Source organism: Brevundimonas sp. MYb52, from assembly GCF_002979535.1.
GTDB lineage: Bacteria > Pseudomonadota > Alphaproteobacteria > Caulobacterales > Caulobacteraceae > Brevundimonas.
In genome coordinates this window covers 39,528-66,443 of the sequence record NZ_PCPB01000001.1, presented here as the reverse complement: position 1 = coordinate 66,443, position 26,916 = coordinate 39,528, and the positions used below count along the sequence as shown (strand labels likewise).

General features: G+C 66.9%; 28 protein-coding genes and 1 tRNA gene. 13 read left to right on the top strand and 16 right to left on the bottom strand.

Annotated features, from left to right (window positions below):
- Positions 1–24: 24 nt before the first annotated feature.
- From CQ039_RS00420 to CQ039_RS00410, 3 genes are all read left to right on the top strand, one after another.
- Positions 25–483 carry a RidA family protein gene (locus tag CQ039_RS00420; protein ID WP_105564768.1) on the top strand — a complete coding sequence of 153 codons (459 nt, stop codon included), beginning with the start codon at positions 25–27 and terminating at the stop codon, positions 481–483.
- A complete protein-coding gene (locus CQ039_RS00415; protein ID WP_105564767.1) occupies positions 480–1,625 on the top strand; it encodes a GNAT family N-acetyltransferase in 1,146 nt (381 codons plus the stop codon). The genes CQ039_RS00420 and CQ039_RS00415 overlap by 4 nt, the downstream gene beginning before the upstream one ends.
- An 89-nt stretch (positions 1,626–1,714) precedes the next feature.
- A complete protein-coding gene (locus tag CQ039_RS00410; RefSeq protein WP_105564766.1) occupies positions 1,715–2,020 on the top strand; it encodes a CsbD family protein in 306 nt (101 codons plus the stop codon).
- 149 nt (positions 2,021–2,169) lie between these two features.
- Here CQ039_RS00410 and CQ039_RS00405 read toward each other — a convergent pair whose 3' ends face one another.
- From CQ039_RS00405 to clpS, 3 genes are all read right to left on the bottom strand, one after another.
- Positions 2,170–2,745: a DUF4287 domain-containing protein gene (locus CQ039_RS00405; protein ID WP_105564765.1), complete on the bottom strand. Its 576-nt coding sequence runs from the start codon at positions 2,743–2,745 to the stop codon at positions 2,170–2,172.
- Between the two features lie 99 nt (positions 2,746–2,844).
- Positions 2,845–5,145 carry an ATP-dependent Clp protease ATP-binding subunit ClpA gene (gene clpA, locus CQ039_RS00400; protein WP_105564764.1) on the bottom strand — a complete coding sequence of 767 codons (2,301 nt, stop codon included), beginning with the start codon at positions 5,143–5,145 and terminating at the stop codon, positions 2,845–2,847.
- Between the two features lie 11 nt (positions 5,146–5,156).
- Entirely contained in the window at positions 5,157–5,486 is a 330-nt protein-coding gene (gene clpS / locus CQ039_RS00395; RefSeq protein ID WP_105564763.1) for an ATP-dependent Clp protease adapter ClpS, read from the bottom strand.
- Positions 5,487–5,659: 173 nt separating this feature from the next.
- On the opposite strand from clpS, the gene CQ039_RS00390 reads away from it, so the two are divergent.
- Positions 5,660–6,169 carry a nuclear transport factor 2 family protein gene (locus CQ039_RS00390; RefSeq protein ID WP_105564762.1) on the top strand — a complete coding sequence of 170 codons (510 nt, stop codon included), beginning with the start codon at positions 5,660–5,662 and terminating at the stop codon, positions 6,167–6,169.
- 65 nt (positions 6,170–6,234) lie between these two features.
- Here the strand turns inward: CQ039_RS00390 and CQ039_RS00385 are convergent, their stop codons facing one another.
- Positions 6,235–6,705, bottom strand: coding sequence for a phasin family protein (locus tag CQ039_RS00385; RefSeq protein ID WP_105564761.1), 471 nt, complete (start codon positions 6,703–6,705; stop codon positions 6,235–6,237).
- Positions 6,706–6,971: 266 nt separating this feature from the next.
- On the opposite strand from CQ039_RS00385, the gene CQ039_RS00380 reads away from it, so the two are divergent.
- On the top strand, positions 6,972–8,426 hold the full coding sequence (locus CQ039_RS00380; RefSeq protein WP_105564760.1) for a D-alanyl-D-alanine carboxypeptidase: 1,455 nt from the start codon (positions 6,972–6,974) through the stop codon (positions 8,424–8,426).
- Positions 8,427–8,434: 8 nt separating this feature from the next.
- On the opposite strand, the gene CQ039_RS00375 is transcribed toward CQ039_RS00380, so the two are convergent.
- Entirely contained in the window at positions 8,435–9,001 is a 567-nt protein-coding gene (locus CQ039_RS00375) for a DUF2239 family protein (RefSeq protein WP_105564759.1), read from the bottom strand.
- Between the two features lie 70 nt (positions 9,002–9,071).
- Positions 9,072–9,428 (bottom strand): phage holin family protein, encoded by a 357-nt coding sequence (locus CQ039_RS00370; protein WP_105564758.1) that lies wholly within the window; start codon positions 9,426–9,428, stop codon positions 9,072–9,074.
- A gap of 115 nt (positions 9,429–9,543) precedes the next feature.
- On the opposite strand from CQ039_RS00370, the gene CQ039_RS00365 reads away from it, so the two are divergent.
- Positions 9,544–9,981 carry an HIT family protein gene (locus tag CQ039_RS00365; protein ID WP_105564757.1) on the top strand — a complete coding sequence of 146 codons (438 nt, stop codon included), beginning with the start codon at positions 9,544–9,546 and terminating at the stop codon, positions 9,979–9,981.
- Here the strand turns inward: CQ039_RS00365 and CQ039_RS00360 are convergent, their stop codons facing one another.
- Positions 9,982–10,332, bottom strand: coding sequence for a DMT family protein (locus CQ039_RS00360; RefSeq protein WP_105564781.1), 351 nt, complete (start codon positions 10,330–10,332; stop codon positions 9,982–9,984).
- A 51-nt stretch (positions 10,333–10,383) separates the two neighbouring features.
- On the opposite strand from CQ039_RS00360, the gene CQ039_RS00355 reads away from it, so the two are divergent.
- A tRNA-Thr gene (locus tag CQ039_RS00355) sits at positions 10,384–10,459 on the top strand.
- A 20-nt stretch (positions 10,460–10,479) separates the two neighbouring features.
- Entirely contained in the window at positions 10,480–11,106 is a 627-nt protein-coding gene (locus CQ039_RS00350; protein ID WP_105564756.1) for a TetR/AcrR family transcriptional regulator, read from the top strand.
- Between the two features lie 144 nt (positions 11,107–11,250).
- Here CQ039_RS00350 and CQ039_RS00345 read toward each other — a convergent pair whose 3' ends face one another.
- Both CQ039_RS00345 and CQ039_RS00340 read right to left on the bottom strand, forming a co-directional pair.
- Positions 11,251–13,146, bottom strand: a complete 1,896-nt coding sequence (locus CQ039_RS00345) for a ferrous iron transporter B (RefSeq protein ID WP_105564755.1) — start codon at positions 13,144–13,146, stop codon at positions 11,251–11,253.
- On the bottom strand, positions 13,146–13,418 hold the full coding sequence (locus CQ039_RS00340) for a FeoA domain-containing protein (RefSeq protein ID WP_105564754.1): 273 nt from the start codon (positions 13,416–13,418) through the stop codon (positions 13,146–13,148). The genes CQ039_RS00345 and CQ039_RS00340 overlap by 1 nt, the downstream gene beginning before the upstream one ends.
- A gap of 150 nt (positions 13,419–13,568) precedes the next feature.
- On the opposite strand from CQ039_RS00340, the gene CQ039_RS00335 reads away from it, so the two are divergent.
- Entirely contained in the window at positions 13,569–14,078 is a 510-nt protein-coding gene (locus CQ039_RS00335; RefSeq protein WP_105564753.1) for a cytochrome c family protein, read from the top strand.
- A gap of 140 nt (positions 14,079–14,218) precedes the next feature.
- On the opposite strand, the gene CQ039_RS00330 is transcribed toward CQ039_RS00335, so the two are convergent.
- The 4 genes from CQ039_RS00330 to CQ039_RS00315 all read right to left on the bottom strand — a co-directional run bounded on the left by CQ039_RS00330 (position 14,219) and on the right by CQ039_RS00315 (position 20,230).
- Complete coding sequence (locus tag CQ039_RS00330) at positions 14,219–17,452, bottom strand: efflux RND transporter permease subunit (protein ID WP_199183544.1); 3,234 nt, start codon at positions 17,450–17,452, stop codon at positions 14,219–14,221.
- Positions 17,452–18,585 (bottom strand): efflux RND transporter periplasmic adaptor subunit, encoded by a 1,134-nt coding sequence (locus CQ039_RS00325; RefSeq protein WP_105564993.1) that lies wholly within the window; start codon positions 18,583–18,585, stop codon positions 17,452–17,454. The genes CQ039_RS00330 and CQ039_RS00325 overlap by 1 nt, the downstream gene beginning before the upstream one ends.
- Before the next feature lie 110 nt (positions 18,586–18,695).
- A complete protein-coding gene (locus CQ039_RS00320) occupies positions 18,696–19,469 on the bottom strand; it encodes a hypothetical protein (RefSeq protein WP_105564992.1) in 774 nt (257 codons plus the stop codon).
- Positions 19,466–20,230 carry a class II aldolase/adducin family protein gene (locus tag CQ039_RS00315; RefSeq protein WP_105564991.1) on the bottom strand — a complete coding sequence of 255 codons (765 nt, stop codon included), beginning with the start codon at positions 20,228–20,230 and terminating at the stop codon, positions 19,466–19,468. The genes CQ039_RS00320 and CQ039_RS00315 overlap by 4 nt, the downstream gene beginning before the upstream one ends.
- Before the next feature lie 164 nt (positions 20,231–20,394).
- On the opposite strand from CQ039_RS00315, the gene CQ039_RS00310 reads away from it, so the two are divergent.
- The 3 genes from CQ039_RS00310 to CQ039_RS00300 all read left to right on the top strand — a co-directional run bounded on the left by CQ039_RS00310 (position 20,395) and on the right by CQ039_RS00300 (position 22,872).
- A complete protein-coding gene (locus CQ039_RS00310) occupies positions 20,395–21,528 on the top strand; it encodes a DUF2336 domain-containing protein (protein WP_105564990.1) in 1,134 nt (377 codons plus the stop codon).
- Positions 21,529–21,559: 31 nt separating this feature from the next.
- Complete coding sequence (locus tag CQ039_RS00305) at positions 21,560–22,336, top strand: NAD kinase (RefSeq protein WP_105564995.1); 777 nt, start codon at positions 21,560–21,562, stop codon at positions 22,334–22,336.
- Between the two features lie 62 nt (positions 22,337–22,398).
- The gene (locus tag CQ039_RS00300; RefSeq protein ID WP_105564989.1) at positions 22,399–22,872 is read left to right on the top strand and encodes an Hpt domain-containing protein; all 474 of its coding nucleotides are present in this window, start codon (positions 22,399–22,401) and stop codon (positions 22,870–22,872) included.
- A 72-nt stretch (positions 22,873–22,944) separates the two neighbouring features.
- On the opposite strand, the gene CQ039_RS00295 is transcribed toward CQ039_RS00300, so the two are convergent.
- Together CQ039_RS00295 and CQ039_RS00290 are read right to left on the bottom strand one after the other, a co-directional pair.
- Positions 22,945–24,087 (bottom strand): DUF2336 domain-containing protein, encoded by a 1,143-nt coding sequence (locus CQ039_RS00295; protein ID WP_105564988.1) that lies wholly within the window; start codon positions 24,085–24,087, stop codon positions 22,945–22,947.
- A gap of 97 nt (positions 24,088–24,184) precedes the next feature.
- Positions 24,185–24,991, bottom strand: coding sequence for a transglycosylase SLT domain-containing protein (locus tag CQ039_RS00290; protein ID WP_105564987.1), 807 nt, complete (start codon positions 24,989–24,991; stop codon positions 24,185–24,187).
- Between the two features lie 129 nt (positions 24,992–25,120).
- Here CQ039_RS00290 and CQ039_RS00285 point away from each other — a divergent pair, with 129 nt between their 5' ends.
- Entirely contained in the window at positions 25,121–25,855 is a 735-nt protein-coding gene (locus CQ039_RS00285; RefSeq protein ID WP_105564994.1) for a TonB family protein, read from the top strand.
- 9 nt (positions 25,856–25,864) lie between these two features.
- Here the strand turns inward: CQ039_RS00285 and CQ039_RS00280 are convergent, their stop codons facing one another.
- A complete protein-coding gene (locus CQ039_RS00280; protein WP_199183515.1) occupies positions 25,865–26,875 on the bottom strand; it encodes an FAD-binding oxidoreductase in 1,011 nt (336 codons plus the stop codon).
- Positions 26,876–26,916 lie beyond the last annotated feature (41 nt).

Genomic DNA, 26,916 nt, shown 5'->3' with positions numbered 1-26,916 from the left:
AACCCCTTCAACGGAGTCTCCGACATGAGCATCCACGCCCGCATCGCCGAACTCGGCATCACCCTGCCCGAGCCCGCCAAGCCGGTCGCCAGCTACGTCTCCTACGTCCGCACCGGCAACCAGGTCCTGATCTCGGGCCAGTTGTCGAACGACGCCAACGGCGGCATCAAGGGCACCGTCGGCGTGGACGTAACCCCGGAGCAGGCCGCCGAGGCCGCCCGCCTGTGCGGCATCAACCTGCTGGCCCAGATCAACGCCGCCGTTGACGGCGACCTCGATCGCGTCGTGCGCATCGTCAAGCTGGGCGGATTCGTCCAGGCTGGCCCGGACTTCATCGCCATCCCCGCCGTCATCAACGGCTGCTCGGACCTGATGGTCGAAGTCTTCGGCGACGCCGGCAAACACGCCCGTTCGGCCGTCGGCGTCTACAAGCTGCCGCTCGGCTTCGCCGTGGAAATCGACGCCATCATCGAGGTGAAGTGAGCTTCACGCTTCAGGTCAACGACGGGATCGCCGCCATAGGCCGGGACGCGTGGGACGCCAGCGCGACCCCGACCGGCGATCCCTTCGTCTCCTACGACTTCCTGCACGCCTGCGAGGCGTCGGGCAGCGCCGTCCCGTCCCAGGGCTGGGCGGCGCGCCACCTGTCCCTGCATGATGACGACGGCGCCGTGATCGGCGTCATGCCCCTCTATCTGAAGGGTCACAGCCAGGGCGAATACGTCTTCGACCACAACTGGGCCGACGCCTATCAGCGCGCCGGCGGCCGCTACTATCCCAAGCTTCTGGGCGCCGTGCCCTTCACGCCCGCGACGGGGCCGCGCTTCCTGCATTCGCCCGGCACAGAGGCCGCGACCGTGCGCGAGGCCCTGTTGCAAGGCGCGTTGACCCTGGTCGAGCGCCTCGGCATCTCGTCGCTGCACGTCAACTTCCCGATCGAGCCGGAATGGCGCGCCATGACCCAGGCGGGCCTGCTGCCGCGCCGCGACATCCAATTTATCTGGCGCAACGAGGGCTATCAGACCTTCGACGACTTCCTCGCCGCCCTGTCGTCCAATCGACGCAAGACCATCCGCCGCGAGCGGCGCGAGGCGCAGGCTGGCCTCGACATCCGCGTCCTGACCGGCGCCGACATCACCGAAGCTCACTGGGACGCCTTCTTCGCCTTCTACATGGACACCGGCGACCGCAAATGGGGCCGCCCCTATCTGACGCGCGACTTCTTCGCCCGCGTCGGCGCCAGCATGGCGGACCGCATCGCCCTGGTCATGGCCTTCCGGGACGAGACGCCCATCGCCGGGGCGCTGAACTTCATCGGCCGCGAGGCCCTCTATGGCCGTCAGTGGGGCGCGCTGGAGGAGGTCCCCTTCCTCCATTTCGAGCTCTGCTACTATCAGGCCATCGACTTCGCCATCGCGCGCGGCCTGGCGCGCGTCGAGGCCGGCGCCCAGGGCGAGCACAAGATCGCGCGCGGCTACCTGCCCTCCCCCGTCTATTCCGCCCACTGGATCGCCGATCCGGCTCTGCGCGATCCGGTCGCCCGCTATCTGGACAACGAACGCCCAGCGGTCGAGGCGGAAATGGACGCCATGACGGCCGACCTGTCGCCCTATCGCAAAGGCTGACAAGTCGCCGCATGGCCGAGGTTCTGAGGAACTTGCGGCGCCGCAATACGCTTCCAATGTGAGTCTCCTCCTCACATTCAGGGATCACCATGACCGATCAACGTATCGAAGGCGTCGCGACGGAACTGAAGGGCAAGGCCCAGGGCGGCATCGGCCGCCTGACCGGCGACAGCAAGCTGCAAGTCGAAGGCAGGCTGAACGAGGTCAAGGGCAAGGCGCTGGACGCCTATGGCCGCGTCATCGACGGCCTGGACGGGATGGTGGACAAGGCCCCCGCCGACCTGCGCGACCCGGCCCGCAAGGGTCTGGACTTCGCCCGCCGCAAACCCCTGCTGACCACCGGCATCCTGGCCGGCGCGGCGGTGCTGCTCAGCGCCCTGGGTCGCAAGCGCTGACCTCCCTTTCCTCCCCACTCGTGGGGAGGGGGACCGCGTAGCGGTGGAGGGGGCGGCGTAACGTCAGCCGTCGAGTCGCCCCCTCCGTCTCGTCCGCTTCGCGTCCGATCCACCTCCCCATTCGCTCCGCGAACAGGGAGGAAAGTTCATCACCCATTGTCCGCCGCCTGTGCGAACAGGCGGCTGATTTCGGCGTCCGCCTGATCGGCGGCGTCCAGTTCGACCGTGGCCGTCAGGCGCTCGGACCAGGATTCGCGCCGTGCGGATGACGACAGGCGCGGCGAGACCTCGGGCAACAGCTTCAACCCCAGCAAGGCCCGTCCGCCCTTCAACGGACGCAGGGCCGCGAACTGCACGCTGCGCGAGAAGGACGTGTAGCCCTTGCGCTGACCCGCGATCACACCCTCGACGCCATCGGCGACGCGCTCGACCGCCTCAAGGATCGCCAGCGAAGCCGCATCCTTCCACAAGGCGACGCGTAGGGCCTCGGGCTCGTCCCAGCCGGGGCCATCAGCGGGGCGGCAGGCGTCCAATATCTGCGCCGCGTGGTTCTGCCCTACGCCGTATTCAGCCTTCAACCAGGCGGCTTGAGCGCGCGGCCCGGTCTCGGGACAGGTCTTCATGATCGTGACCCAATCGGCCAGAGGCTTGCCGGTGTTCTTCTCCAGATTGGCCTGGACTGTGGCGAACCACTTCTTCTGCCGCTCCGTCAGCACTGCGGTCATGCGTCCCTCCACTCACGCCAACCATGCCGCGCCACTCGACAAAGAAAAAGGCCCGGGCGTTTCCACCCGGGCCTCCAACTCACGAAGTCGCTGCCAAAATCAGGCCGTTGCTTCCTCGTCCTCCTTCACCGCCGCGCCCTTGGCCGGGGTGATGTCGAAGGCGATCTTGCCGTCCTTCAGCTCGACCTTGACGTGGCCGCCGCGGGTCAGGCGACCGAACAGGATGTCGTCGGCCAGAGGCTTCTTGATGTGTTCCTGAATGACGCGGGCCAGGGGCCGTGCGCCATACAGTTCGTCGAAGCCGTTCTTGGCCAGCCAGTCGGTGGCCTCGTCGGTCAGTTCGATGGTGATGTTGCGGTCCGCCAGCTGGGCGTCCAGCTGCATCATGAACTTGCCGACCACCGAGCGGATCGTCTCGGCGCCCAGCGGCTTGAAGGCCACGATGGCGTCCAGGCGGTTGCGGAACTCCGGCGCGAACAGGCGTTGGATGGCCTTGTCGTCCTCGCCCTCGACCTTGCCCCGGCCGAAGCCGATGGAGGCGCGGGCGTTGTCGGCGGCCCCGGCGTTGGTGGTCATGATCAGGATGACGTTCCTGAAGTCGACCTTCTTGCCGATGGCGTCGGTCAGCGTCCCGTTGTCCATCACCTGCAACAGGATGTTGTAGACGTCGGGGTGGGCCTTCTCGATCTCGTCCAGCAGCACCACCGAGTGCGGGTGCTGGTCGACGGCGTCGGTCAGCAGACCGCCCTGGTCATGGCCGACATAGCCCGGAGGGGCGCCGATCAGGCGGCTGACCGTGTGACGCTCCATGTATTCCGACATGTCGAAGCGCTGCATCTCGATGCCGAGCGTGGCGGCGAGTTGCTTGGCGACCTCCGTCTTGCCGACGCCGGTCGGGCCGCTGAACAGGAAGGCGCCGATGGGCTTGTTCGGATCACGCAGACCCGCCCGCGCCAGCTTCATCGCCGCCGAGACCTGATCGATGGCCTGCTCCTGGCCATAGACGACGCGCTTCAGATCGGATTCCAGCTCGCGCAGGGATTCCGTGTCCGACTTGCTGACCGACTTCGGCGGGATGCGGGCCATCTTGGCGATGACGGCCTCGACCTCCTTCTGACCGATGACCTTCTTGCGCTTGGATTCCGGCAGCAGCATCTGCGACGCCCCCGCCTCGTCGATCACGTCGATGGCCTTGTCCGGCAGCTTGCGGTCGGTGATGTAGCGCGCCGACAGATCGACCGCCGTGCGAATGGCGGCGTCGGTGTAGCGCAGCTTGTGGTGGGTCTCGTAGGTCGTCTTCAGACCCTTGAGGATCTTCACCGTGTCCTCGACCGTCGGCTCATTGACGTCGATCTTCTGGAAGCGACGCACCAGGGCGCGGTCCTTCTCGAAGTGCTGACGGTACTCCTTGTAGGTGGTCGAACCCATGCAGCGCAGGCTGCCTGAGGCCAGGGCAGGCTTCAGCAGGTTGGAGGCGTCCATAGCCCCGCCCGACGTCGCGCCAGCGCCGATCACCGTGTGGATTTCGTCGATGAACAGGACCGCGTTTTCGTGCGTCTCCAGTTCCTTGACGACCTGTTTCAGACGCTCCTCGAAGTCGCCGCGATAGCGGGTGCCGGCCAGCAGCGCCCCCATGTCGAGGCTGTAGATGGTGGCGTCCTTCAGAACCTCGGGCACCTCGCCGTTGACGATCTTGCGGGCCAGGCCCTCGGCGATGGCGGTCTTGCCGACGCCCGGATCACCGACCAGCAGCGGGTTGTTCTTGGTCCGACGGCACAGGATCTGGATCGAGCGTTCGACCTCGGCTTGACGGCCGATCAGCGGATCGATCTTGCCGTGACGCGCCTTCTCGTTCAGGTCGACGCAATAGGCTTCCAGCGCCTCTCCGCCGGATTTGACGGCGGCGGCGTCCTCGGCCTCCTCGGGCGAGCCCTTGGCGGGACGGGTCTCGGTCGCGCCCGGCTTCTTGGCGATGCCGTGGGCGATGAAATTGACCGCATCATAGCGCGTCATGTCCTGCTCTTGCAGGAAGTAGGCGGCGTGGCTTTCGCGCTCCGAGAAGATGGCGACCAGGACATTGGCGCCCGTCACCTCTTCGCGGCCCGACGACTGGACATGGATGACCGCACGCTGGATCACGCGCTGGAAACCCGCCGTGGGCTTGGCGTCGTCGCCGTCGGCCGTGGCCAGGGCGGCCAGGTCATTGTCGACATAGAGGGTCAGCGCGGTCTTCAGCGCGCCGAGTTCCACATTGCAGGCCGTCATGACCGCCGACGCATCGGTGTCGTCGATCAGGGCCAGCAGCAGGTGTTCAAGCGTGGCGTATTCGTGCCGACGCTCGTTCGCATAGCTGACCGCGCGGTGCAGGGTCTCTTCGAGAGGACGAGAAAAGGAGGGCATGGGAGATCCTCTCAGTCTTTTTCCATCGTGCATTGCAGAGGGTGCTGGTGACGGCGCGCCGTCTCGACCACCTGGGCGACCTTGGTTTCGGCCACTTCGTAGGTGAAGACGCCGCAGACCCCGACGCCATGCTGGTGCACATGCAGCATGATGCGGGTCGCGTCTTCCCGGCTCTTCTGGAAGAACCGTTCCAGCACATAGATGACGAACTCCATCGGGGTGTAGTCGTCATTCAGGATCAGCACTCGATAGAGCGAGGGCCGCTGAAGCTTCGGCTTTGTTTCGGTGACGACGGCGGCGCCTGCGCCTCCGCCTTGTTCACCTGGCCGTCTGGTAGGCATTCGTTGTCCGTCTTCGGGGGGAGTCGATAGCTCAGATAGGCAATGATGGCCTGATTTGTAGGGGCGTCCAGTCACGCGTTGCGTGAGCGGCCCAGCTAAACAAAGATTCACGGGACATCGGCGGAACACCGCCACACCAATGCGCCTGGGTTTCACTGCTGCTGGACTGCGCCATGCCCCTGATCTCCGGACTTATCGCCGCACTGGCTGTCGCCCAGAGCCCCGCCCCGGCTGCGGCCATCCCGGACGAGGCGGCGCTGGCGCCGATCATCGCCGAGCGGGACGCGGTCCTGTTCGCCACCATGTTCGACCGGTGCGATCCGGCGGCGTTGGCCGATCTGGTGAGCGAGGACCTCGAATTCTATCACGACCGGGGCGGTCTGACGGCGACACGGACCGCCTTCGTCGCCGACTACGCCAAGGGCTGCGAGACGAAGAAGGCCCCGGACGCCTGGCGGTCGCGCCGCGAACTCGTGCCCGGCACGATGCGCGTCTACGCCATTCCGGGCGTCGGCGCAGTCGAGGAAGCCAGCCACCTCTTCTATGAGCGCCAGGGCGATGGGCCGGAAACCCTGGTCGGCCGCGCCCGCTTCTCCATGTTGTGGCGGCTGGAGGACGGCCAATGGCGTCTGGCCCGCGCCTTCAGCATCGACCACGCCGCCGCCTCAAGCGCCGCGCCCTGAAGACGCAAAAAAGCCCCGGCGTTTCCGCCAGGGCCTGATTGTACGCTTACTGAAGCCTGTCAGGCTTAGCGAGCGGCCTGGAAGCTCTCGACGGTCGCAGTGACGCGCTCGTTGATCGGCTTGAAGCTGTCCTTCACCGAGGCGGTGAAGATCTCGGTCGTCTTGCCGAACTGGGCCAGATAGGCCTCGGCGGCCGACTTGGCCCACGAGGTCTGCAGTTCGACCAGTTCCTGCACCGAACGGGCCTGGCTGATCGATTGGGCGGCGGCGACACCGTCTTCCCAGGACTTCTTCGAGAAGGCGATGGCTTCCTGCGACAGAGCCTCGGCGCCCTTCTGGGCGGCGGCGGCCGACTCGACGACAGCCTCAAGGTTCTTCTTGCCGTGAGCGTTCAGCTCGGTCAGCGAGGCGACGGACTTGTCCACGCCTTCACGGAAGGCCTTGGCGCCGGCGGCCTGGATGTTCTCTGCCTGGGCCTTAGCCTTGGCGGTCGTTTGTTCGACGGTCTTCTTAACAGTCTCTGCGGCGTCGGCCATGGGGACTCTCCTGAAGCGATGAGGGGTTTCACGACGAACAGGGTTCATCGCGACAGGGGTCATATGGTGCAAGTGCGAAATGACTTCAAGTGAAAATTGTGCGACGCAACATATGAACGCCGATCACCTGTCCGTCGGCCCGGCGATCACAACTCTGTTGACAGCTTGTTAACCCTCTCGAAACCCGCGCAGCCGATGTTAGCATTTGTAACGCGCGGTGATCACGGTCGTCTTCGCGCCACAGTGACGAGGCTAGTAGATTGACCATGAACGCAGCATTCCGCCGTCGCTTCCTGGCCGCCCTTGTTCTGGGCGGCGTGGTCCTCACGCCCGCCCTCGGCGCGCCGCCGCCGGTCGCGCAATCCTCGGACAATTCACGCTACGCCTCGATCGTGGTCGACGCCGCCTCGGGCGAGGTGCTGTTCTCGCGCTTCGCTGACGCCCGGCGCTATCCCGCCTCGATCACCAAGGTCATGACCCTATATCTGACGTTCGAGGCGCTGGAGTCGGGCAAGATAAAGCTGACCGACAACCTGACGGTCTCCCCGCGCGCCGCCTCCCAGCCGCCGTCGAAACTGGGCCTCGCCGCTGGTCAGTCAATCAGTCTGGATGACGCCATGCGCGCCACGGCGGTCCGCAGCGCCAATGACATGGCTGTGGTCCTGGCCGAACACATCGCCGGCTCCGAGGCCCAGTTCACCGCCCGCATGACGGCCAAGGCTCGGGAGCTGGGGATGGATCACACCCGCTTCACCACCGCCAACGGCCTGCCCGATACGCGCCAGGCGACTACCGCCCGCGACCTGTCGATCCTGAGCCGCGCGGTGATGCGCGACTACCCGCAATACTATCGCTACCTCGGGCTGCACGACTGGTTCTACAACGGTCGCGACTACCGCAACACCAACGGCCTGCTGGCCACGGGTCGCGGCTATGACGGTATCAAGACCGGCTTCACCAACGCCTCGGGCTACAACCTCGCCGCCTCCTCGGTGCGCGACGGCAAGCGGATCATCACCATCGTCATGGGCGGCCGCTCGACCAAGAGCCGCAATGAGCATGTCGCCGAACTGATGGACACCGGCTTCGAGGTCCAGCGTCGACGCGGCCAGGGCGAACGCATCCAGGTGGCCCAGACCTTCTTCGAGCAGCGCGGCTACGGCATCAGCGCCGACCCCAATCCCCCGGTCGAATACGCCTCGGTTTCGGATGAGGACGGCGAAGGCATGGGCTCGACCGCTGTGGCCTATGTCGCCGGTCCGCCGCCCGCCAACCTGCCGACTGATGTGACGCCCCCGCCCTCGGCCCGCGCCGCAGCGGCCACGCCCCGCGCGACGGCTCCGATTCAGCGGGCCGAAGCCCCCCGCACGCCCGAGAACCTGACCGCGTCGCTCAACGGCGGCGTGTCAGCGACCACGCGTCGCGCCTCGTCGACGACGACGACGCCCGCGCGCAACGCGACGCGTGACGCCGCTCGCACCCCCGCGGGCCGCTGGACGGTGCAGGTCGGCGCATTCCGTGATGAAACCGTCGCTCGCAACTGGCTCGCCGAAGTCAGCCGCCGCTTCCGCTCTCAGTTCACCGAGGCGCAACGCGACGTTCAGAATGCCGACGGCTGGTATCGGTCGCGCTTCACCGGCATGACTCAGGCGTCGGCTGAAGCCGCCTGCGAGGCCCTGGGCGAGCGCCGCGTCACCTGCATGGTCATCCGCCCCAGCTAGGCTGCGCGCTACCGGCCTTGGCCGTTACGCCAGCTTCCCTCGGCCAGTCGCCGGGCATAGTCGCGCACGTCTGACGGCCAGGCCTCGATCGCGGCGTCGAAGGCGACCCAGTCGCCGGCGAACAGCATCCGCGTCGCCTCCTCATAGCCCGGCTGATCGCCCGCCACGGCGGTCATGAAACGATAGGCGGCCTCGCGGCTGCGGCGCACGCGATCCGGGCCTTCGGCCTCACGCAGGGCGTTCTCGACCAGCTTCCTCAGCGCCACCGAGGCCCCGCCCGGCTGGGACGCCAGCCAGTCCCAGTGACGCGGCAACAAGGTGACCTCGCGCGCCGTCACCCCCAACTTGGGGCGCCCCGGCCCGCGCTTCTCGATCGGCTCTACCGGCAGACGCGCCAGCACAGCCGCCAGGTCGCCGCGCAGATCGAACTCTATCGGCCGCGCGTCGGTGTCGTCGAAGACCAGCACCGCCGCGCCCGCGTCATGCGCCGCCTTGACCGCCGCCACGACCACGGACGGCGCACCCGAAGCGATCAGGCGATTTCCGGCAAAGGCTGTGCAGTTGGCAGTCGGCATGGTCGTCTCCCTGAGAAGGTCGAGACATTTTATCCGGGCAAAATAATGGGGTCAATATTACCCGGATCTATCAGCGCGCCCGCTCGCCCTCGCCGAACAGTCCGGCGGCGATCCAGCTGACCACGCCCGTCACGATGGCCGCACCGATCCCGGCCCACAGACCATTGACCGCGAACCCGCCCAGGAACCAGGCCGTCAGACCAATCATCGCCGCGTTCACCACCAGCAGGAACAGCCCCAGGGTCACCACCGTCAGCGGCAGAGTCAGGATCACCATGATCGGCCGCACGATGGCATTGACCAAGCCCAGCACAACCGCCGCCGCAACCAGAGACCCTGTCGAGGTGAAGTCCACCCCCGGCACGACCTTGGCTGACAGCCACAGACCCAGGGCGGTGACGATCGCCTGAACAATGAAACGCAGCATGAAACGCAATCTCCGTGAACCTTGACCATATAGTGCGTCAGATCGCGTTTCGCTCCCGTGCGAAATCCGCCCTGCCCTGCTAGCCTCGCGCCGACACCTCTGACGGAGCCTCCCCATGAGCCTTCACGGCGCCTACGACCCCGACAACATCTTCGCCAAAATTCTGCGCGGCGAAATTCCCAGCGTGAAGGTGTGGGAAGACCACGACGTCCTGGCCTTCATGGACGTCTTCCCCCAGTCCGAGGGTCATGTCCTCGTGGTGTCCAAGACCTCCACGGCGCGCAACCTGCTGGAGATCGAGCCCGAGGTCCTGACCAAGCTGACCGCCGCCGTCCAGCGCACCGCCCGCGCGGTCGAAAAGGCGCTGAAGCCTGAGGGTTTCAGCCTGATGCAGTTCAACGGCGAGGCCGGCGGCCAGACCGTCTTCCACCTGCATTTCCACATCATCCCGCGCTGGAGCGACCGTCAGATGAAGGGCCACGGCCACGCCCCGATGGCCGACACGGAGCAACTCAAGGCCCTGGCCGCCCGGATCGCCGCCGAAATGGACTAACTACAGCGGCCCCTTGAAGATGAAGAAGGCTCCGCCCGCGATCAGCGAAAAGCCGACCAGATGGTTCAAGGTCAGCTTCTCGCCAAGGTAGAGCACCGAGAAAACAGCGAAGACCAGCAGGGTGATCACCTCCTGCATGGTCTTCAGCTCGGCCGCCGAATAGACCTGATGGCCGATGCGATTGGCCGGCACCGCCAGGCAGTATTCGAAGAAGGCGATGCCCCAGCTCAGGATCACCACGATCCACAACGGCTTGGCCCCGAATTTCAGGTGGCCGTACCAGGCGAAGGTCATGAAGACGTTGGACAAGGCCAGCAAAAGGATCGGCGTGAGATAGGGCGTCATCGGCATGGCCGGACTGTGCTTGCGTCCCGACGATTCCACCAGCATAAGGCGCGCACGGCCGGCTTAGCTCAGTTGGTAGAGCGCCAGTTTTGTAAACTGGATGTCGCGGGTTCGATTCCTGCAGCCGGCACCATTTTTCTGGCCGCCTCCCCCATGTCCGAGACGACCAACAAGCTGGGCCACAAGATCGGGACGCGCGGGGCGCGGACCCGCCGCGCCATTCTCGACGCCCTGCGCAGCCTGCTAAACCACAAGCATCTCGGTGAGATCCGCGCCGCTGACGTGGCTCTGGCGGCGGGCGTCTCGGCGCCGACCTTCTACACCTATTTCAAGTCGGTCGAGGAAGGCCTGCTGATCCTCTGCGAAGAGGCCGGCGAGGACTTCCAGAAGCTGGCCCGACACATCCACGCCGACTGGACCGCCGACCGCGCCTTCGAGGCAGTGCGCGCCTATGTGCTGGAGGTCCTGGCCCTATGGAACGACCACGGGCCTGTGCTGCGGGTCGAGCACATGCTGGCCGACAAGGGCGAGCCGGGCTTCGCCGAGAGCCGCATCAAGCGGATGCGGCGGCTGCACCTGGCGCTGGAGCGCCGCATCGCCCAGGCCAAGGCCAACGGCATGCACCCTGAGGGCCTGAGCCCGCGCCTGACCTCGTATGAGACCGCCAATCTGGTGGAATCCGTCGCCGCCGGTTTCGCCTTGATGCGCCGCGCCGACACGCCCGAGGCCATCGTCGATACGACAGCGCATATCGTCGTCAAGCTGACGACGGGGCGCTGACGCCCCCGAGGGGCGCCAGCTTCATTCTTGGCGGGCCTCGGTCAGAAGGCTACGCCTCGACTGCTACGCGCCGTCCTTCGGGTCTCGACCCGAGGCAGCCTGACGGCCTCAAGCACCGCGAAGCGCGTTAGGCCGCCAAAAAGACTAGCCCCCGCCCAGCGCCACGGCGACGTGATAGACGATGAAGGCCGCCAGATAGGCCAGGCCAAACAGATAGCCGACCATGATCATGGTCCACTTCATCGAACCGGTTTCCCGACGGACCACGCCCAGGGTGGGCAGGCACTGCGGCGCGAAGACATACCAGGCCAGGAAGGCCAGGCCGGTGGCCAGCGACCAGTCGGCCGACAGGACCGAGGCCAGGGCGCCGACGTTCTCTTCGGCGCCGGCGATGGAATAGACCGTGCCCAGGACCGCCACGGCGACTTCGCGCGCCGCCATGCCGGGCACCAAGGCCACCACCATCTGCCAGCTGAAGCCGATGGGGGCGAAGACCGGCTCCAGCGTCTTGCCGATCATGCCGGCGAAGGAATAGTCGATGGCCGGCCCCGTCGCCCCTTCGGGCGGATAGGGGAAGGTCGACAGGGCCCAGACGATGATCATCAGCGGCAGGATGATCTTGCCGGCGCGGCGCAGGAAGATCTTGGCCCGCAGCCACAGATTGAACAGCACGCTCTTGATGTCGGGAATCTTGTAGGCTGGCAGCTCCATCATGAAGGGCTCGACCGCGCCGCGCCAGAAGACGCGGCGGATCACCAGCGAGACCAGAAGCGCGCTGACGATGCCCGCCGCATAGAGGCCGAACATCACCAGACCCTGCAGGCTGGCCCAGCCCCAGACCGTCTCATTGGGAATGAAGGCGGCGATGATCAGCGTATAGACGGGGATGCGCGCAGAGCAGGTCATCAGCGGCGCGATCAGGATGGTGGTCAGACGGTCGCGCTTCGCCTCGATCACGCGCGTCGCCATGATGCCCGGAATGGCGCAGGCGAAACTGGACAGCAGGGGGATGAAGGCGCGGCCATGCAGCCCCGCCCCGCCCATGATCTTGTCCATCAGGAAGGCCGCTCGGGCCATGTAGCCGAAGTCTTCCAACACGATGATGAACAGAAAGATGATCAGGATCTGCGGCAGGAAGACCAGGACGCTGCCCACCCCGCCGATCAGACCATCGACGATCAGGCTCTGCAACAGACCGGCAAAGCCTTGGTCCGGCAAGACAGTCGCCACCCATCCGCCGACCAGGGCGAAGAAGGCCTCGATGCCGTCCATCGCCGGAGTGGCCCAGGTGAAGACGGCCTGGAACATGACGAACAGGATGCCCAGCAGAATGAGCAGACCGGCGACCGGGTGCAGCAGGACGCTGTCGATCTTGCCCGTCAGGGTGTCGGGCCGCTCGGGCGGGCGGACACAGGCCTTCATGATGCGCTCGGCCTCGCGGTGGGCGTCGCGGATTTCGGCGGCCGAGGGCGCGTGCCATTCGCTGCGGGTCTCGCCCACGGCCTGATCGGCCTGGGCCTGGACGGCGGCGACCAGTTCACTGATCCCTCGTTTGCGCGTCGCGACCGTAGTGACCACCGGAGCGCCGATCTCGGCCGACAGCTTCTCCAGGTCGATACGCAAGCCCTGACGCTGAGCGATGTCGAACATGTTGAGGGCCAGCACCATCGGGCGGCCGACCTGCTTCAGCTCCAGCGCCAGTCGCAGAACCAGACGCAGGTTGGTGGCGTCGGCGACGCAGACCACCACGTCCGGCGGGGTCTCGCCCGGCAGGGCGCCCAGCACGGCGTCGCGGGTGACTTCCTCATCCAGACTGCGGGCGCGCAGCGAATAGGTGCCCGGCAGGTCCAGCACCGACAGGGTGCGGCCGTCGGCGGCGTGGATGCGCCCCTCTTTGCGTTCCACCGTGACGCCGGCGTAGTTGGCGACCTTCTGATGGGCGCCGGTCAGGGCGTTGAACAGGGCGGTCTTGCCGCTGTTGGGGTTGCCGACCAGGGCGACGCGAGCAACATCAAGACGAGTGCGAACGGCCATATCCATCAGGCGTTTCCTCCATCCAGACGGATGGTCAGGCTTGCGGCCTCGTGCCGGCGCAGGGCCACGCGCATGTCGTCCACCTTCATGGCGATAGGATCGCGCCCAAACAGGCCCTCGTGCAGCAGTTCGACGCGCGCGCCCTCGACAAAGCCCAGCTCAAGCAAGCGGCGCTCCAGCTCGATCTCGTGGTCCTGATGGTGGCAGTGGGCGCCGACCTGAACAATGACGCCGCGATCGCCGCGTCGGGCCTGGCTGAGTTTGATGGTGTCGGTCATGGCGCTCATTACACGGCGCCCAGCGCCGTTCACATATGTTGACAGCGATTATCAGCCGCAGGCCTTCCGCGTCCAGTAACGATAACCGGCGCCGTTGCGACCAAACGCCCATCGGCTATCAAGGGCGACTGGCCTATGGAGTTCGCTCAAATGGAGTTCCCTTTGCGCACCGCCCCGATCCTCGTCGCCCTCACCGCCGCGCTGGCCCTTGCCGCCTGCGGCGACAACAGCGCGCCCGCCGCCGATTCGACGCCCAAGGCCCCGCCCCTGCCAGCGCCGACCGAGGCTGAAAAGGTCGCCATGCTGGCCGCCCTGCCCGCCCCCTACAACGCCGGCGACCTGGAGAACGGCCGTCGCGCCTTCGCCCGTTGCCGCTCCTGCCATACCATCACGCCCGGCGGTCCCAACATGGCGGGTCCGAACCTATACGGCGTCTTCGGGCGTCAGGCCGGGGCTCTGGACAAGTACAGCTATTCCCACGCCCTGAGGTCCGCCAGCTTCACCTGGGACGCGGACAAGCTGGATCATTGGCTAGAAAACCCCAAGACCTTCCTGCCCGGCAACAAGATGACCTTCGCCGGCCTGCGCGACGCCACGGACCGCCGCGACGTCATCGCCTTCCTGAAGGTAGAGACCGGCTACAAGCCGACGGGCGAGTGACCCTTCCCTTCTCCCCTTGCGGGAGAAGGTGGCCGAGCGGAGCGAGGTCGGATGAGGGGTCTCTCAACCGATAGCGAGACCCCTCATCCGTCAGCCTTCGGCCGCCACCTTCTCCCACAAGGGGAAAAGGTAGATCGCGCTCAACCCGGCGTCATGTCCGGCGTCTTGCCCTCGGCGATCTCCTGGGCTTCCCATTCCTCGATCTTGCGGGCGGTGTATTCCGGCGACTTGGTGAAGCGCGCCAGCACGCCATAGATCACCGGCACCACGAACAAGGTCAGCATGGTGGCGAAGATCGCGCCGGTGAAGATGACCACACCGATCGTCTGGCGGCTGCCCGCGCCTGCGCCTTGCCACAGCATCAGCGGCAGGGCGCCAAAGGCGGTAGCGATCGAGGTCATGATGATGGGGCGCAGACGCAGGCTCGAGGACTCAATGATCGCTTCGCGGATGCTCCGCCCCTGATCGCGCAATTGGTTGGCGAACTCGACGATCAGGATGCCGTTCTTGGCCGCCACCCCGATCAGGATGATCAGGCCGATCTGACTGTAGATGTTCAGGCTGGAGCCCGCCATCAACAGGCCGAACAGCCCACCCGCCGCCGCCAAGGGCACGGTCAACATGATGACAGCCGGGGTAATCCAGCTCTCGAACTGGGCCGCCAGCACTAGGAAGACCAGCAACAGGGCCAGGGCGAAGGCCCAGCCCACGGCGCTGCCCGCCTCCTGCTGATCGCGCGCCGCGCCACCCCAGCGGATCGTCGCCAGACCCTGAGGCTGCTTGGCCACCTCGGCGTTGAGGAAGGCCACGGCGTCATCAATGGTAGTGCCAGGGTTCAGGTCCGCCTGAAGCGTAATCGCCCGCTGGCGATCCAGACGACGACGGTCGGGCGTATCCCCCGAGGTCTGGGTCGTAACCACCGCTGACAGCGGCACCAGTTGGCCAGCGCCGGTTGAGACGTAGAGAGCCTCCAGGTCCGCCACGCCGCGACGATTGTCGCGGTCGGTCTGCAGGATGACATCGTACTCCTGGCCACCCTTGATGTAGGTGGTGGCGCGGCGCGACCCGAACATGGTCTCCAGCGCGCGACCGATCTGTTGCGAGGATACGCCCAGGGCGGCCGCCTTCTGCGGATCGACGTCAACCAGAAGGCGCGGCGCGTTCGGTTCATAATTGAGGCGCGGACGCGAGAAGCCGGGGTTCTCCTGCGCCGCCGCCAGGATGGGCTGCAGCCAGTTGTAGATCGGCCCGTATTCGGCGCCCGTCACGATCATTTCGACGGAGTTGGAATTGCCGCCGCCGCGCTGGAAGGCGCCAGGGGTCGAGGCGTTGACCTGGGCGTCCGTCTGGCCGCGCAGCTTGCCGTTCAGTTCCTGGGCGATCTCGTCGGCCGAGCGGCTGCGCTCCGACCAGTCGGACAGGTTCAGCACCCCGTTGCCGGAGTTGTAGCTGCCGCCGCCGAAGCCGGGCGAAGACACCAGATAGTTAGCCGCCTCTCCGTTTTCTCGATACTCGGCCAGGATGGGCTCCAGGCCCAGCATGATCTTGCGGGTGTAGTCAAAGCCGGCGCCTTCAGGACCGGACACTCGCAAGGTGACGCGGCCGCGATCCTCGTTCGGAACCAGTTCATTGGGCAGGACCAGGAAGATGCCCCCAGCCCCCGCCGCGACGAGGATGATCAGGCCCACCACCCCGCCCACAGCGGCGCGACGGCCCAGCAGGGCGTTCAGCGAGTTGGCGTAGGAATTCTTCAGCGCGTCCATCGCCCGGTCGACGCGGCGCGCCAGCCAGCCGTTGCTCTGCGCCGGTTTCAGGATCTTGGACGCCAGCATGGGCGACAGGCTCAACGCCAGGAAGGCCGAGAAGGCCACGGCCGCCGCGATGGCCGCCGCCAACTCGACAAACAGACGCCCGACATAGCCCGGCAGGAACAGCAGGGGCGCGAACACCGACAGCAGGACCACGGTCGTCGCGACGACGGCGAAAAAGACCTGACGCGCGCCGCGCTCGGCGGCCACCAGCGGCGGCTCGCCGTGATCCAGTCGACGCTGGATGTTCTCGACCACGACAATGGCGTCATCCACCACCAGGCCGATGGCCAGAACCAGGGCCAGCAAGGTCAGAAGGTTCAGCGAGAAGCCCAGGGGCGCAAGGACGATAAAGGTCGCCAGCAGGCAGATGGGCGCCACTACCGAGGGGATGACTGCTGCCCGCAAGCTGCCCAGGAAGATGAAGTTGACCAGGGCCACCAGGGCCATCGAAATACCGATCGTGATCCAGACCTCATCGATGGCGTGCGAGGTGAAGACCGAGTTGTCGGACCCGACTTCCAGCGTGGTGCCGGGCGGCAGGGTCGGTTTGATCTGCTCCATCAGGGCGCGTGCGCCCTCGGAGATGGCCAGGTCGTTGGACTGAGCCTGGCGGGTGACGGCCAGGCCGATCTGATCGATGCCGTTGCCGCGGAACAGGCGCCGCGCCTCGGCCGGGGCCTCCTCGATCCGGGCGATGTCGCCCAGGCGCGTGACATAGGCCGCGTTGCCCACAAGAGCCCCGGTCACGCCATTGGTCATGGAGGTGGACGCCGCCGCCAGCGTGCCCGAGCTCTGCGCGCCCGTCGCCGTAGAAGCCGAACCACGCGTGCCGATCGGCAACTGGGCGAAGTCGGCTGGCCGCGCATAGGTGCGGGCCACGCGAACGGTGTAGTCCTTCTGCGCCGACTCGAGCGAGCCGGCGGGCAGTTCGACGTTCTGATTGGTCAGGGCCGTCTCGACGTCATTGACCGTCAACCCGCGCGCAGCCATGGCGCCGGCGTCCAGCCAGATACGCATGGCATAGCGTTGCTCGCCGTAGATCTGCACCTGAGCCACGCCCGGCACGGTGGCGAAGCGATCGACCAGATAGCGGTCGGCGTAGTCGGTCAACTCCAGACGGTTCATGGTCGTGGAGCGCAGGAACATGATGATGATAGGCTGGCTGTCCGAGTCGGCCTTGGCCACTTCGGGCGGGTCGGCCTGATCCGGCAGACGGCCGACGACGCGCGAGATGCGGTCGCGCACATCGTTGGCCGCGTCGTCGATATTCCGATCCAGCGAGAACTCGATGTTGACGTTGGAGCGACCGTCGCGACTGGTCGAGTTGATGCGCTCGACACCCTGGATGCCCGCGATCTGCTGCTCGATCGGCTCGGTGATCCGGCTTTCGATGACCTCGGCCGAGGCTCCGGCGTAGCTGGTGTTGACCGAGACGATGGGCGGATCAACGTCCGGCAGTTCGCGCACCGGCAGGAAGAAGAAGGCCGCCAGGCCGATCACGCACAGGACGATGGCCGCCACCGCCGCAAAGACGGGGCGGCGGACCGAAACATCGGACAACATCATTTGCGAGCCGCCTGAGCCGCGTTCGCGCCGCCCTTCTGTTGGGCGCCGCCGACGGTGACAGGCGCGCCCGGCTGGATACGGTTCAGGCCGGAAGCGACGACGCGGTCATTGTTGTCCAGACCCGAAAGGATCTCGACGAAGCCGCCCTCAACGGCGCCGGTCTGCACTTCGACGCGCTGGGCGGTCGTGCCGTTCTCGCCACGCGCGATGCGATAGACGAAGGCGCCCTGGCCTTCATATTGAACGGCGGCTTCGGGGACTGACAGGCTCTGGCGGCGGCCCTGATGCACGGCGACGCGCATCATCATGCCCGGGCGAATGCGGTTGCCGGGGTTGGCGAACTCGGCGCGGGCGATGACGGCGCGGGTCTGTTCGTTGACACGCGTGTCCAGCAGGGCGATGCGGCCGTCGAAGGTTTCGCCCGCATAGGCGTCGGCTCCGGCGCTCAGCGGCGTGCCGATCTGCAGCGCCCCCAGATAGCGCTCCGGCAGGGGGAAGTCGACGCGGATAGCGCTGGTGTCGTCCAGGGTGGTGATGACCGATCCGGGCGAGATCAGGGTGCCCGGCGTCACCGTCGTCAGACCCAGAACCCCGGCGAAGGGCGCGCGCAGGATACGGTCGCCACGACGGGCTTCGGAGGCTGCGACGGCGGCGCGGGCGGTCTGCAGGGCGGTTTCGGCGTTTTCGGCGGTGACGCGCGGGGCCACCCCGCGTTCGGCCAGGATCTTGAAACGGTCGTATTCACGCTGCGCCTGAGCAAGCTGGGCGCGGGCCTGGATCAGGTCGGCGTCCTCCTCGCGCGCCTGAAGCTCGACCAGGGGCGCGCCGGCGGCGACGCGCTGGCCGTCGGTGAACATGACGCGGGTGATCAACTCGGTCGTGTTCGAGGTGATGTTGACTGAACGCTTGCTGCGCGCCACGCCCAGGACGCGGATCTGATCGGCGAACTCACGCGGGGCGGCGACAGCCTCGGCCACGGTCTGACCGCGCCCGCCGCCGGGGCCGCCTCGGCCTGGACCGCCAGCGCCGTCCTTGCTGTCGTCAGCCAAGGTGATCTTCAGCACCGCCGCCAGGACCATAAGCCCCACCAGACACGCCGCCACGATAATGAAAAAATGGCGTTTGAACACGCGACGCAGTCTCCCCGACAACAAGCGGTCCCGCTTAGCGGGTCATGGCCGTTACGCAAATAAAGTATCTGTAACGTGGAACCGGTCAGGTTCCGTCGCGGCAAGTCGGTCTAAAAACGCCGCCAGAGGCCAATAATCGGCCCACGCGATATGGCGATTTCGTGCCCCGCCACCGCTTGTCGCCAGCCGACCTGAACGCTCCAGTCGCCGAACCGGCGCACCGCCGAACCTTCGAGCGACAACCAACCCGCGCTGGCGCCGTCCGGAGCCTTGTCCGTCACACCGGCGAACACCTGCCCCATCACCAACCAGTTCTGCCCCAGATGGGCGCCGGCGGTCACGTCCATCCGCACCTCGTCCGTCAGGCCGCTGCGCCAACGGCGCGCCAGTTGGGCCTCGACGAAGGTGCGCGGCTCGCTCCAGCTGCGGCCGCCCATCACGCGCAACTCCCAATCGCTGTCGCCGGCGCCCGGCGGCGCATAGCCGGCGTTGCGCCCTTCGCCGCCCTGGGCGTAGCCGGCATAGACCGCCACCACATTTTCGGGATCGCGATAGACCTGCCAGCGCCCGCCGATCTCCAACGGGCCGCGCCCGTCGAAGTCGATATAGGCGTCGCGCCCCTGCTGCCACTCTCCCTTGACCTGCAGGGTCAGCCGGTCGGTCACGCCATATTCGACCAGCAGGGAGGCGGTGCGATCGACCCGCCCGCCGGGCAGGTCGAACCGGCCGCCGAACGGGCCAAAGGCCTCATCGGCGCGCATGTCCTCGTACTTCAGGATCGCCTGCCCCTGCCCCTTTGGCAGGTTCCAGGCCCCGGCGGCGGCCGACGACGCCCCAACCGCCGATAACCCCAGCCCGATCAGCAGCCCCCCGACCGCCTTCACACGTCGTAGCCCGGTGATTTTCGTTCCAGCTGACGCAGGGCGCCGGGCCAGGCCAAGGCGGAGACGAAGCCTATGCCGCGACCCTGGTCCTTGGTCTCGGCCTGGGCGGCGTCCGGGGCGATCAGCACGTTCTCGCGCCCGCCCGACAGGGCCGCCACCTGCTGGGCGCAAGCCCGCTCCAGGAAGAAGATGCCAACCCAGGCCTGGGCCGCCGTTTCGCCGACCGCCATCGTGCCGTGGTTGCGCAACAGCATCAGCGGCTTGTCGCCCAGATCGGCCACCAGTCGCTCGCGCTCGTCATGGTTCAGCGCCAGGCCTTCATAGCCGTGATAGGCCACCTGATGCTGCAACAGGCAGGCGTTCTGGCTGATGGGCAAAAGACCGTCTTTCTGGGCCGCCACGCCGACGCCGCTCACCGTGTGCAGATGGATGACGAACTTGGCGTCCTCGCGCGCCGCATGGACGGCCGAGTGAATGGTGAATCCGGCCGGATTGATGAAATTGGTCGTCTCTTGAACAATGTTGCCGTCCAGATCGACCTTCACCAGAGAAGAGGCTGTAATTTCATCGAAATACCAGCCGTAGGGATTGATCAGGAAGTGATGCTCCGGTCCGGGCACGCGGGCGGAAATATGGGTAAAGATCATGTCGTCCCACCCGTGCAAGGCCACCAAGCGGTAAAGCGCCGCCAGTTCGACTCGCACCTGCCACTCGGCCTCGGACACCCGCGATTTCAGCGACGACGTCGATCCGTCCGCCATAACGACCTCCCTTATCATTGTTAGGTTGAAGGTCGCCCCGCCTTGCCTCGCCGTCAAGCGACCCGCGTCCGCTGCAGAAGGATTTCGTTAACCCTGTTTTCACGCCCGCGCACGATGATGACGCGCGGCCTTACGCGGCCGTTTTTCGATCCGCGGAGCCGCCGGTGTCCACAGTCGTTCCGCTAGATCCGGCCAAGCCCTCGCAGGCCGTTCCCCTGTCCGGTTTGAACCAGTTGCTGGACCTGGCCAAGAAGCGCTCGCCCGATGATCAGAACCGCCTGTTGATGGGGATCGCCGGCCTCTATGAATCCGCCGGCGCCCACGGCGGCGCGCCCGAAGCCCTGGCCGACATCTTCATCGCCTTGACCCGCGACGCGGAGCGCGAAATACGCCAGGCTCTGGCCCAGCGGCTGGCCAAGGCCGACTGGCCCCCCGCCGCCCTGGTGCGGATGCTGGCCGCCGACGAGATCGACATCGCTCGCCCGGTGATCGCCGCCAGCCCGCTGCTGCTCGACAACGACCTGTTGCAGCTTCTGGCCGACTGCTCGATCGAACATCAGATTCAGGTCGCCCTGCGCCCCGACATCGGCGCCGCCGTGGCGCGCGCCATCGTCGCCGGCGGCGATCCGGCGGTGATGACCGCCTTGGCCACCAACCGCAGCGCTCGCATTGAAACCGCCGCCTTCGCCGACCTGGTCGCCCGATCGCGACAACTGGCCGCCCTGCGCGCGCCGCTGACCCGTCATCCGTCATTGGACGAGACCCTGGCCCTGCGCCTGTATCAATGGGTCGGCGACGCCCTGCGACAGGCGATCAGCGACCGCTTTCCCCTCGATCCCGCGCGACTGGCCGAAGCCGTCCAGGCCGCCGTCCACCAAGGCGCCGGCGTCGAATGGAAGGCCGTGGCCGCCCTGCCCGCCGCCGAAGACATCGACGCGCGGTTGGTGGCCAAACTGCATGCGGCAGGCCAGCTTCGCCCCGCCTATCTCATCCGCGCCCTGCGTGAGGAAAAGCTGGGCGTCTTCGCCCACGGCCTGGCGACCCTGGGCCGGTTCGAGGTGTCTCAGGTTCTGCACGCCCTGGGCGGCGATACGGCGCGCCCCCTGTTCCTGGCCTGCATCGCCGTTGGACTGGATCGCGCCGCCTTTCCTGCAATCTTGACCGAAATCCGCAAGCTGAACAAAGGCTTCCCGCGCGATCCCGACAGTTCGGCCTGGCGTCTGGCCGAGCGTTCAGCCGATCAGGCCGCCTATGAATTTCGCCTCTTGATGGCCGATGTCGGCGGCGCTTCCGTTTGACACAGAGGCTCCGCTCAGCTTGCGTGAAGGCGTGAACACCTCCGCCCCCCTCGCCCTGACCTTCGTCGCCAGCGACCGCCCTGAAGCGGAAACGGCGCGCGAACGGCTGACCGAACGCTACGGCTCCGTGCCGGTGGCCGAAGCGGACGTGATCGTCGCCCTGGGCGGCGACGGCTTCATGCTGGAGACCCTGCACAACAACCTGCAGCTCCGCACCCCGGTCTATGGCATGAACCGGGGCTCGGTCGGTTTCCTGATGAATGACTACGACGAAGACGATCTGCCGGCTCGCCTGGCCGAGGCCGACCGCACCGTCATCCATCCTCTGCAGATGGATGCCTGGGTCGAGAGCGGCGAGGTCCACAGCGGCCTGGCCATCAACGAGGTCTCCCTGCTGCGTCAGACGCGCCAGACCGCCAAGCTGCGTGTCAGCATCAACGACAAGGTGCGGCTGGAGGAACTGAGCTGCGACGGCTGCATGGTGGCCACGCCCGCTGGCTCAACCGCCTACAACCTGTCAGCGCACGGCCCGATCATCCCTCTGGATGCGCCCAGTCTGGCGCTGACGCCGATCAGCGCCTTCCGTCCCCGGCGCTGGCGCGGCGCCCTGCTGTCGCATACCGCGCGGGTGCGCTTCGAGGTGCTGGAGCCGGACAAGCGCCCGGTCAGCGCCACCGCCGATAATTTCGAAGTCCGCCGCGTCACTCGGGTCGAGGTGCGCGAACGCCGCGACATCAGCCTGACCATGCTGTTCGATGCAGGGCGCTCATTCGAGGAGCGCGTCATGGCCGAGCAGTTCGCCAGTTGAACGTCACGGGTTTTTAAGGCTCCGCCGCATAAGGTGACCTCACGAGTTCAGGAGCCCGTCACGTGAGCAACCCTCCCCAGGTCATTCGTCCGCCCAACCCGCTGCGCGCCAAGGTCGGCGGCTTCGGCGGCATCGACGCCGACGCCATCGCCAAGGCCGAGGCCGCCCTCAAGGCCATGTCGGCCCAGTTCGGCCAGTGGCTGAACGACGAAATCGTCAAGCTGGATCAGGCCCAGGCCGACATCCGCGCCAAGGGCTATACGCCCGAGACGGCCGAGGCTCTCTATTTCCGCGCCCACGACCTGAAGGGGCTGGGCGCCACCTATCAGTATCCGCTGGTCACCCGCATCGCCGGTTCGCTGTGCCGGATGATGGACGACGCCGACAAGCGGATGCAGGCCTCGGTGGCCATCCTCGACGCTCACATCGACGCCATCCGCGCCGTGGTCCGTGACGAGATCCAGACCGACGAGCACCCGGTCGGTCGCGAACTGGCCGAAACCTTGGAAGCGCGCGTCGCCGAACATCTGGCCTGACGGCTGGCGAAGAAAAGCCAAGGAAAAGGCGCCGCCGATGCCGGGGCGCCTTTTTTCTTGCCTGGCGTTTGATCAGGCGGCGCTGACGGCAGTTTCCGCGTTCTGGGCCGCCGGACGGTCCAGTCGCTCCATCAGGTAGGCCAGATCGTCGCGTGACGTATTGGGGCGCTGGCTCAGGAAACGCTCCAACATCCGCTGGCGGAAGTCGTCGCTGGCGGTGTCGCCGCCCTCGGCCTGCAAGGCGCGCCAGGTATCAACGCCTGCCCGGAAGGCCTGAAACAGGCGCGGAGGCAGGCCCGCCCGATCATAGATGGCCTTCAGACCCAGGGGCCCGGCGTCGTGCACCATCAGCCAGGCGCGATGATGAGGTGTGCCGGTCAGTTCGGCCAGTGCGTGCTCAAACAGCGCCATTTGCCCGCGCGCCAAGGCCCGCAGTAGCAATGAGGCGTTCAACGCCTTGCGCGCGTTCAATCCGGCGACAAAGGCCGACAGGTCGTTGCTGACCCGCGCCTGATCCACCAGATCGACCGTCGCCCGCTCGCGCGCGAAATGGGCGAACTGGATGGCGGTCTCGGGCGCCACCGCATGACGCGTCACCAGATGTTCGCGCACGGCGTCGCTGGCCAGGGCCACCAGCCGCTCGGTCACCGACAGCGGCAGGACCTGACGATAGGCAATGGCGGCCACGATCTCGGAGGTCTGACCAAACCGGTCGATGACTACGCCCAGGGCCGCTTCGGAAATGTCGGCGTTGTCGTTGGCCGCCAGCGCACGCACCGCCAATACCCCGCCCTCGGCCGCTAGAACTGTCGCCACGTCGCGGGGCACGCGATGGCGCGAGGCCACGGCGTTCTGACGCACCACCGAACCGGCGCGCACGATCTCGATCAGGTCGTCATCGGTAAAGACCGGCGAACTGGTGATGATGGGCAGGGCGACGCTATCCACGTCGGCGACCAGACGACGCGCCACCTCTCGCGGCATCAGGTCGGAGGCCTTCAGCGTCACCGCCAGGGCGCGACGCACCAGTTCGGCCGTGTCATTGGCCATGACGATCAGGATCTTCTGCGCCGCCGCGCGATCCGCCTCGTCCAGAGGCATCCGGTCGATGCTTCGGCACAGCTTGTGCGCCGCCGCCGCGCGCTCGTCTTCCGCGTCAGACTTGATCAGGCGCCGGATGTCGCTTTCCGTCAGTCGGGCGCGGTAGGCGGTCATGCAAGGAGCTCATGAGCTAGGCGGGCGAAGAATCAATCGTCACGCTTAGCTTTACATAGTTAACGCCTCGTTAGGAGTGAGGCGAAACTACGTTCGTTCAGACAGAGGTCTCCGCAGGCGGTGCGAAGGCTCCGCCAAACCCGCTGCTCTTGCCGCCCTGACCGTCCTGCCCCAGCAGCAAAGCCAGCAGACTCTGGTCCTGCTTCAGCCGATCCAGACGGGCCGCCAGCATGCGATCCTTCTCGCTCAGGTCCGGCATGGCGTTCTTCGGAGCCGACCCGACGCCCGACGCCGGCGCGCCCTCGCCCGCCGTGCGCTGCAGGTTGGCGTGAACCTCGGCCACCGTAGCGTGACGTCCATTGCGGTAGAAGATCGAGCGATTGGCCGAGGCCGCGTCGGGGAACAGCGAGGCCGCGCTGGCGCCCGGCCGCGACTGCATGGCCTCCATCAGCTTGGCGGCGCCCGCCGGGCCGAGGAAGTGGGCGGCGTAGAGATCGCCTGCCCCTGGCTCCTGCCCCGTGCGGCCGCGCAGATAGGCGGCGTTCGAGGCCGTCAGTTCCGCCGCCATGGCCGAGGCGGCCTGGGCGTCGAAGCGCAGGTCCAGCACCACGTTGCGGGCCGAGCCCTGCACCCGCCAGCGGCCGTCGTCGCCGCGATGAATCAGATCGGCGTACTGGCCATAGCCGTGCTTGGCGCCGTGCTGCTTGACCGTGGCCAGCCAGGTCTGCTCGATGAACTGGAACAGGCCTGAGGCCGACGAGGTCGAGGCCCGCGCGGAGGGGTTCATCGCGCTTTCGCGACGCGCCGTCTTCATCAGGAAGTCGAAGTCCACGCCGGTCGTGCTGGACGCACGCCGAATGGCCGCCTCAACCCCGCCGGATGATGGAATCGCTCCTACGCTCATATGGTTGACGGTCGCTAACCAAGGTTAATGAAAGCCTAATAAACAAGCGCCGCAATAAAGCCGCAAGCCTGGCGCGAACTTTGTTCCGTGGGCGCTGGGGAGGGCCGACGACAGGAGGCGTTGAAGGCCATGATGATGAGAACCGCGGGCGGCCCCGGACTGGTCAGCCCCATCGATTTCGCCGAACGGAAAAAGCCGATCCCGCGCTGGATGTGGGCGGCGATCGGGGTTTCCGCCCTGGTCCATGTCGGGGCCGGGGTCTGGCTCTATAACCAACGCTTTGAGCTGGCGGACATTCCCGTGGAAAGCGAGGGGCCGATCACGCGCATCGACATCCTGCCCATGCCCAAGCCGCCGGAACCGACCGTCACGCCCAAGGTTCCTCCGGCGCCGACTCCGCCGATCCATCGGCCCGAGACGGTGATTCCGTCCAACGTGGCGCCGCTGCCGGTTCCGATCGCGCCCGTCACCTCGATTGACGCCGGACCGGCCATCAACATCACCGCCCCCGCCAGCGAGCCTTCGACCGGCACGGCGGTCGCCGCCGAACCGGTGCGCTCGCCGCCAGTCATCACCAACCCCGACTGGCTCAGGAAGCCGTCGGCCGAGCAGATGATGCGGGCCTACCCCTCCAACGCCGAGGCGCGCGGCGTCAGCGGCGTGGCCAACCTGTCCTGCCTGGTCAAGGTGGACGGCAGCCTGACCGGCTGTTCGGTCGCCTCGGAAACGCCGGGCAATCAAGGCTTCGGGCGCGCCGCTCTGGGCCTGACGCGCTACTTCCGCCTCAGCCCGCGCACGGTCGATGGTCAGGCCGTCGACGGCGCCCGCGTCAGCATGGCCATTCGCTTCACCCTGCCCGAGTAGGCTCGAACGTCAGGTGAAGCGACGGGGGGCGAGGGTCGGTTCTTTCGAGGACCGGCCCTCGACTTCGTCAGCCACCACGCCCGCGACCAGCGGCCCCAGCAGCCAGCCGTTGCGACGCGGCCCCAGGGCCAGATGCAGCCCGCCCCCGACCGCCCCCGCCATCGGCAGACCGTCGGGCGTCGCCCCACGCACGCCCGCGCGCCACTCGATTGTCAGCGGTCGCGGCGTCTGGCCCAGCACGGCCCAGGCCGCGTCCAGCATCTGTGCGCAGCGTTCAGGATCAGGCGTCAACGACCGCTCGCCCGCCTCCATCGTCGCCCCGATCACACAGCCTAGCCCCATCGGCGCCACATAGGCGCCGGGACCACGCACGACGTGTTCGACCAGCCGCTCGCTGACCAGACCAATCTGACCTCGGATGGGCGCGATCAAAGCCAGCAGCCGTGCGGCGTCCTCGGGCAGGCCATCCAGCGCCGCCCCCGCCCCGGTCGCCAGCACGACATGATCAGCTTCGACCGGCCCTGCCGTTGTCTCGCCGCGCCAGCGAGCGTCAAGGCGCACCAGGTCCGTCGCCCGGCCTTCAAGAGTGCGAACACCCCGGCACAGCGCCACCAGCGCCTGCTCAGGCTCGACCTTCCAGTCTTCGTCCGTCGTCAGCCGCCCTGCGTCGCGGTCATAGTCATAGGCGAAGCCTAGCGTCGCTAGCCGCCCCGCCAGAGCCTCAATATTCCCCCCGCGCCATTCAGCCGCGCCACGGTCTAGCCGAACGCCCGTCGCCTCCGCGAACTCGCTCCAGGCGTCGCGGGCGCGCCGCAGCAGTTCGGCGTGATCAGGGCTCAGGTCGTCGATAGCGCTTTCCATGGCCGGGGCGATCATTCCCGCCGCCACGCCCGAGGCGTTCAGACCGCCGGGATCGACCACGGTCACGACATGGCCGCGCCGGGCCAGTTCCGCCGCCGTGCACAGGCCCAGAACGCCCGCGCCGACCACAAGGATGTCTTGAGAATTGAAAAGGGGCACGGGCTGTCCTTCGACCTCCCGCGCCCCGATTTCAACCCGGC

Excerpts from the sequence above, each read along its gene's own strand:
- CQ039_RS00330 (WP_199183544.1), bottom strand. The coding sequence starts at position 17,452 with ATGTTGTCCGATGTTTCGGTCCGCCGCCCCGTCTTTGCGGCGGTGGCG.
- CQ039_RS00285 (WP_105564994.1), top strand. The coding sequence starts at position 25,121 with ATGATGATGAGAACCGCGGGCGGCCCCGGACTGGTCAGCCCCATCGAT.
- CQ039_RS00335 (WP_105564753.1), top strand. The coding sequence starts at position 13,569 with ATGGAGTTCCCTTTGCGCACCGCCCCGATCCTCGTCGCCCTCACCGCC.
- CQ039_RS00405 (WP_105564765.1), bottom strand. The coding sequence starts at position 2,745 with ATGACCGCAGTGCTGACGGAGCGGCAGAAGAAGTGGTTCGCCACAGTC.
- CQ039_RS00290 (WP_105564987.1), bottom strand. The coding sequence starts at position 24,991 with ATGAGCGTAGGAGCGATTCCATCATCCGGCGGGGTTGAGGCGGCCATT.
- clpA (WP_105564764.1), bottom strand. The coding sequence starts at position 5,145 with ATGCCCTCCTTTTCTCGTCCTCTCGAAGAGACCCTGCACCGCGCGGTC.
- CQ039_RS00380 (WP_105564760.1), top strand. The coding sequence starts at position 6,972 with ATGAACGCAGCATTCCGCCGTCGCTTCCTGGCCGCCCTTGTTCTGGGC.
- CQ039_RS00315 (WP_105564991.1), bottom strand. The coding sequence starts at position 20,230 with ATGGCGGACGGATCGACGTCGTCGCTGAAATCGCGGGTGTCCGAGGCC.
- CQ039_RS00385 (WP_105564761.1), bottom strand. The coding sequence starts at position 6,705 with ATGGCCGACGCCGCAGAGACTGTTAAGAAGACCGTCGAACAAACGACC.
- CQ039_RS00370 (WP_105564758.1), bottom strand. The coding sequence starts at position 9,428 with ATGCTGCGTTTCATTGTTCAGGCGATCGTCACCGCCCTGGGTCTGTGG.
- CQ039_RS00420 (WP_105564768.1), top strand. The coding sequence starts at position 25 with ATGAGCATCCACGCCCGCATCGCCGAACTCGGCATCACCCTGCCCGAG.
- CQ039_RS00345 (WP_105564755.1), bottom strand. The coding sequence starts at position 13,146 with ATGGATATGGCCGTTCGCACTCGTCTTGATGTTGCTCGCGTCGCCCTG.
- CQ039_RS00295 (WP_105564988.1), bottom strand. The coding sequence starts at position 24,087 with ATGACCGCCTACCGCGCCCGACTGACGGAAAGCGACATCCGGCGCCTG.
- CQ039_RS00410 (WP_105564766.1), top strand. The coding sequence starts at position 1,715 with ATGACCGATCAACGTATCGAAGGCGTCGCGACGGAACTGAAGGGCAAG.
- CQ039_RS00350 (WP_105564756.1), top strand. The coding sequence starts at position 10,480 with ATGTCCGAGACGACCAACAAGCTGGGCCACAAGATCGGGACGCGCGGG.
- CQ039_RS00340 (WP_105564754.1), bottom strand. The coding sequence starts at position 13,418 with ATGACCGACACCATCAAACTCAGCCAGGCCCGACGCGGCGATCGCGGC.
- CQ039_RS00365 (WP_105564757.1), top strand. The coding sequence starts at position 9,544 with ATGAGCCTTCACGGCGCCTACGACCCCGACAACATCTTCGCCAAAATT.
- CQ039_RS00360 (WP_105564781.1), bottom strand. The coding sequence starts at position 10,332 with ATGCCGATGACGCCCTATCTCACGCCGATCCTTTTGCTGGCCTTGTCC.
- clpS (WP_105564763.1), bottom strand. The coding sequence starts at position 5,486 with ATGCCTACCAGACGGCCAGGTGAACAAGGCGGAGGCGCAGGCGCCGCC.
- CQ039_RS00375 (WP_105564759.1), bottom strand. The coding sequence starts at position 9,001 with ATGCCGACTGCCAACTGCACAGCCTTTGCCGGAAATCGCCTGATCGCT.
- CQ039_RS00390 (WP_105564762.1), top strand. The coding sequence starts at position 5,660 with ATGCCCCTGATCTCCGGACTTATCGCCGCACTGGCTGTCGCCCAGAGC.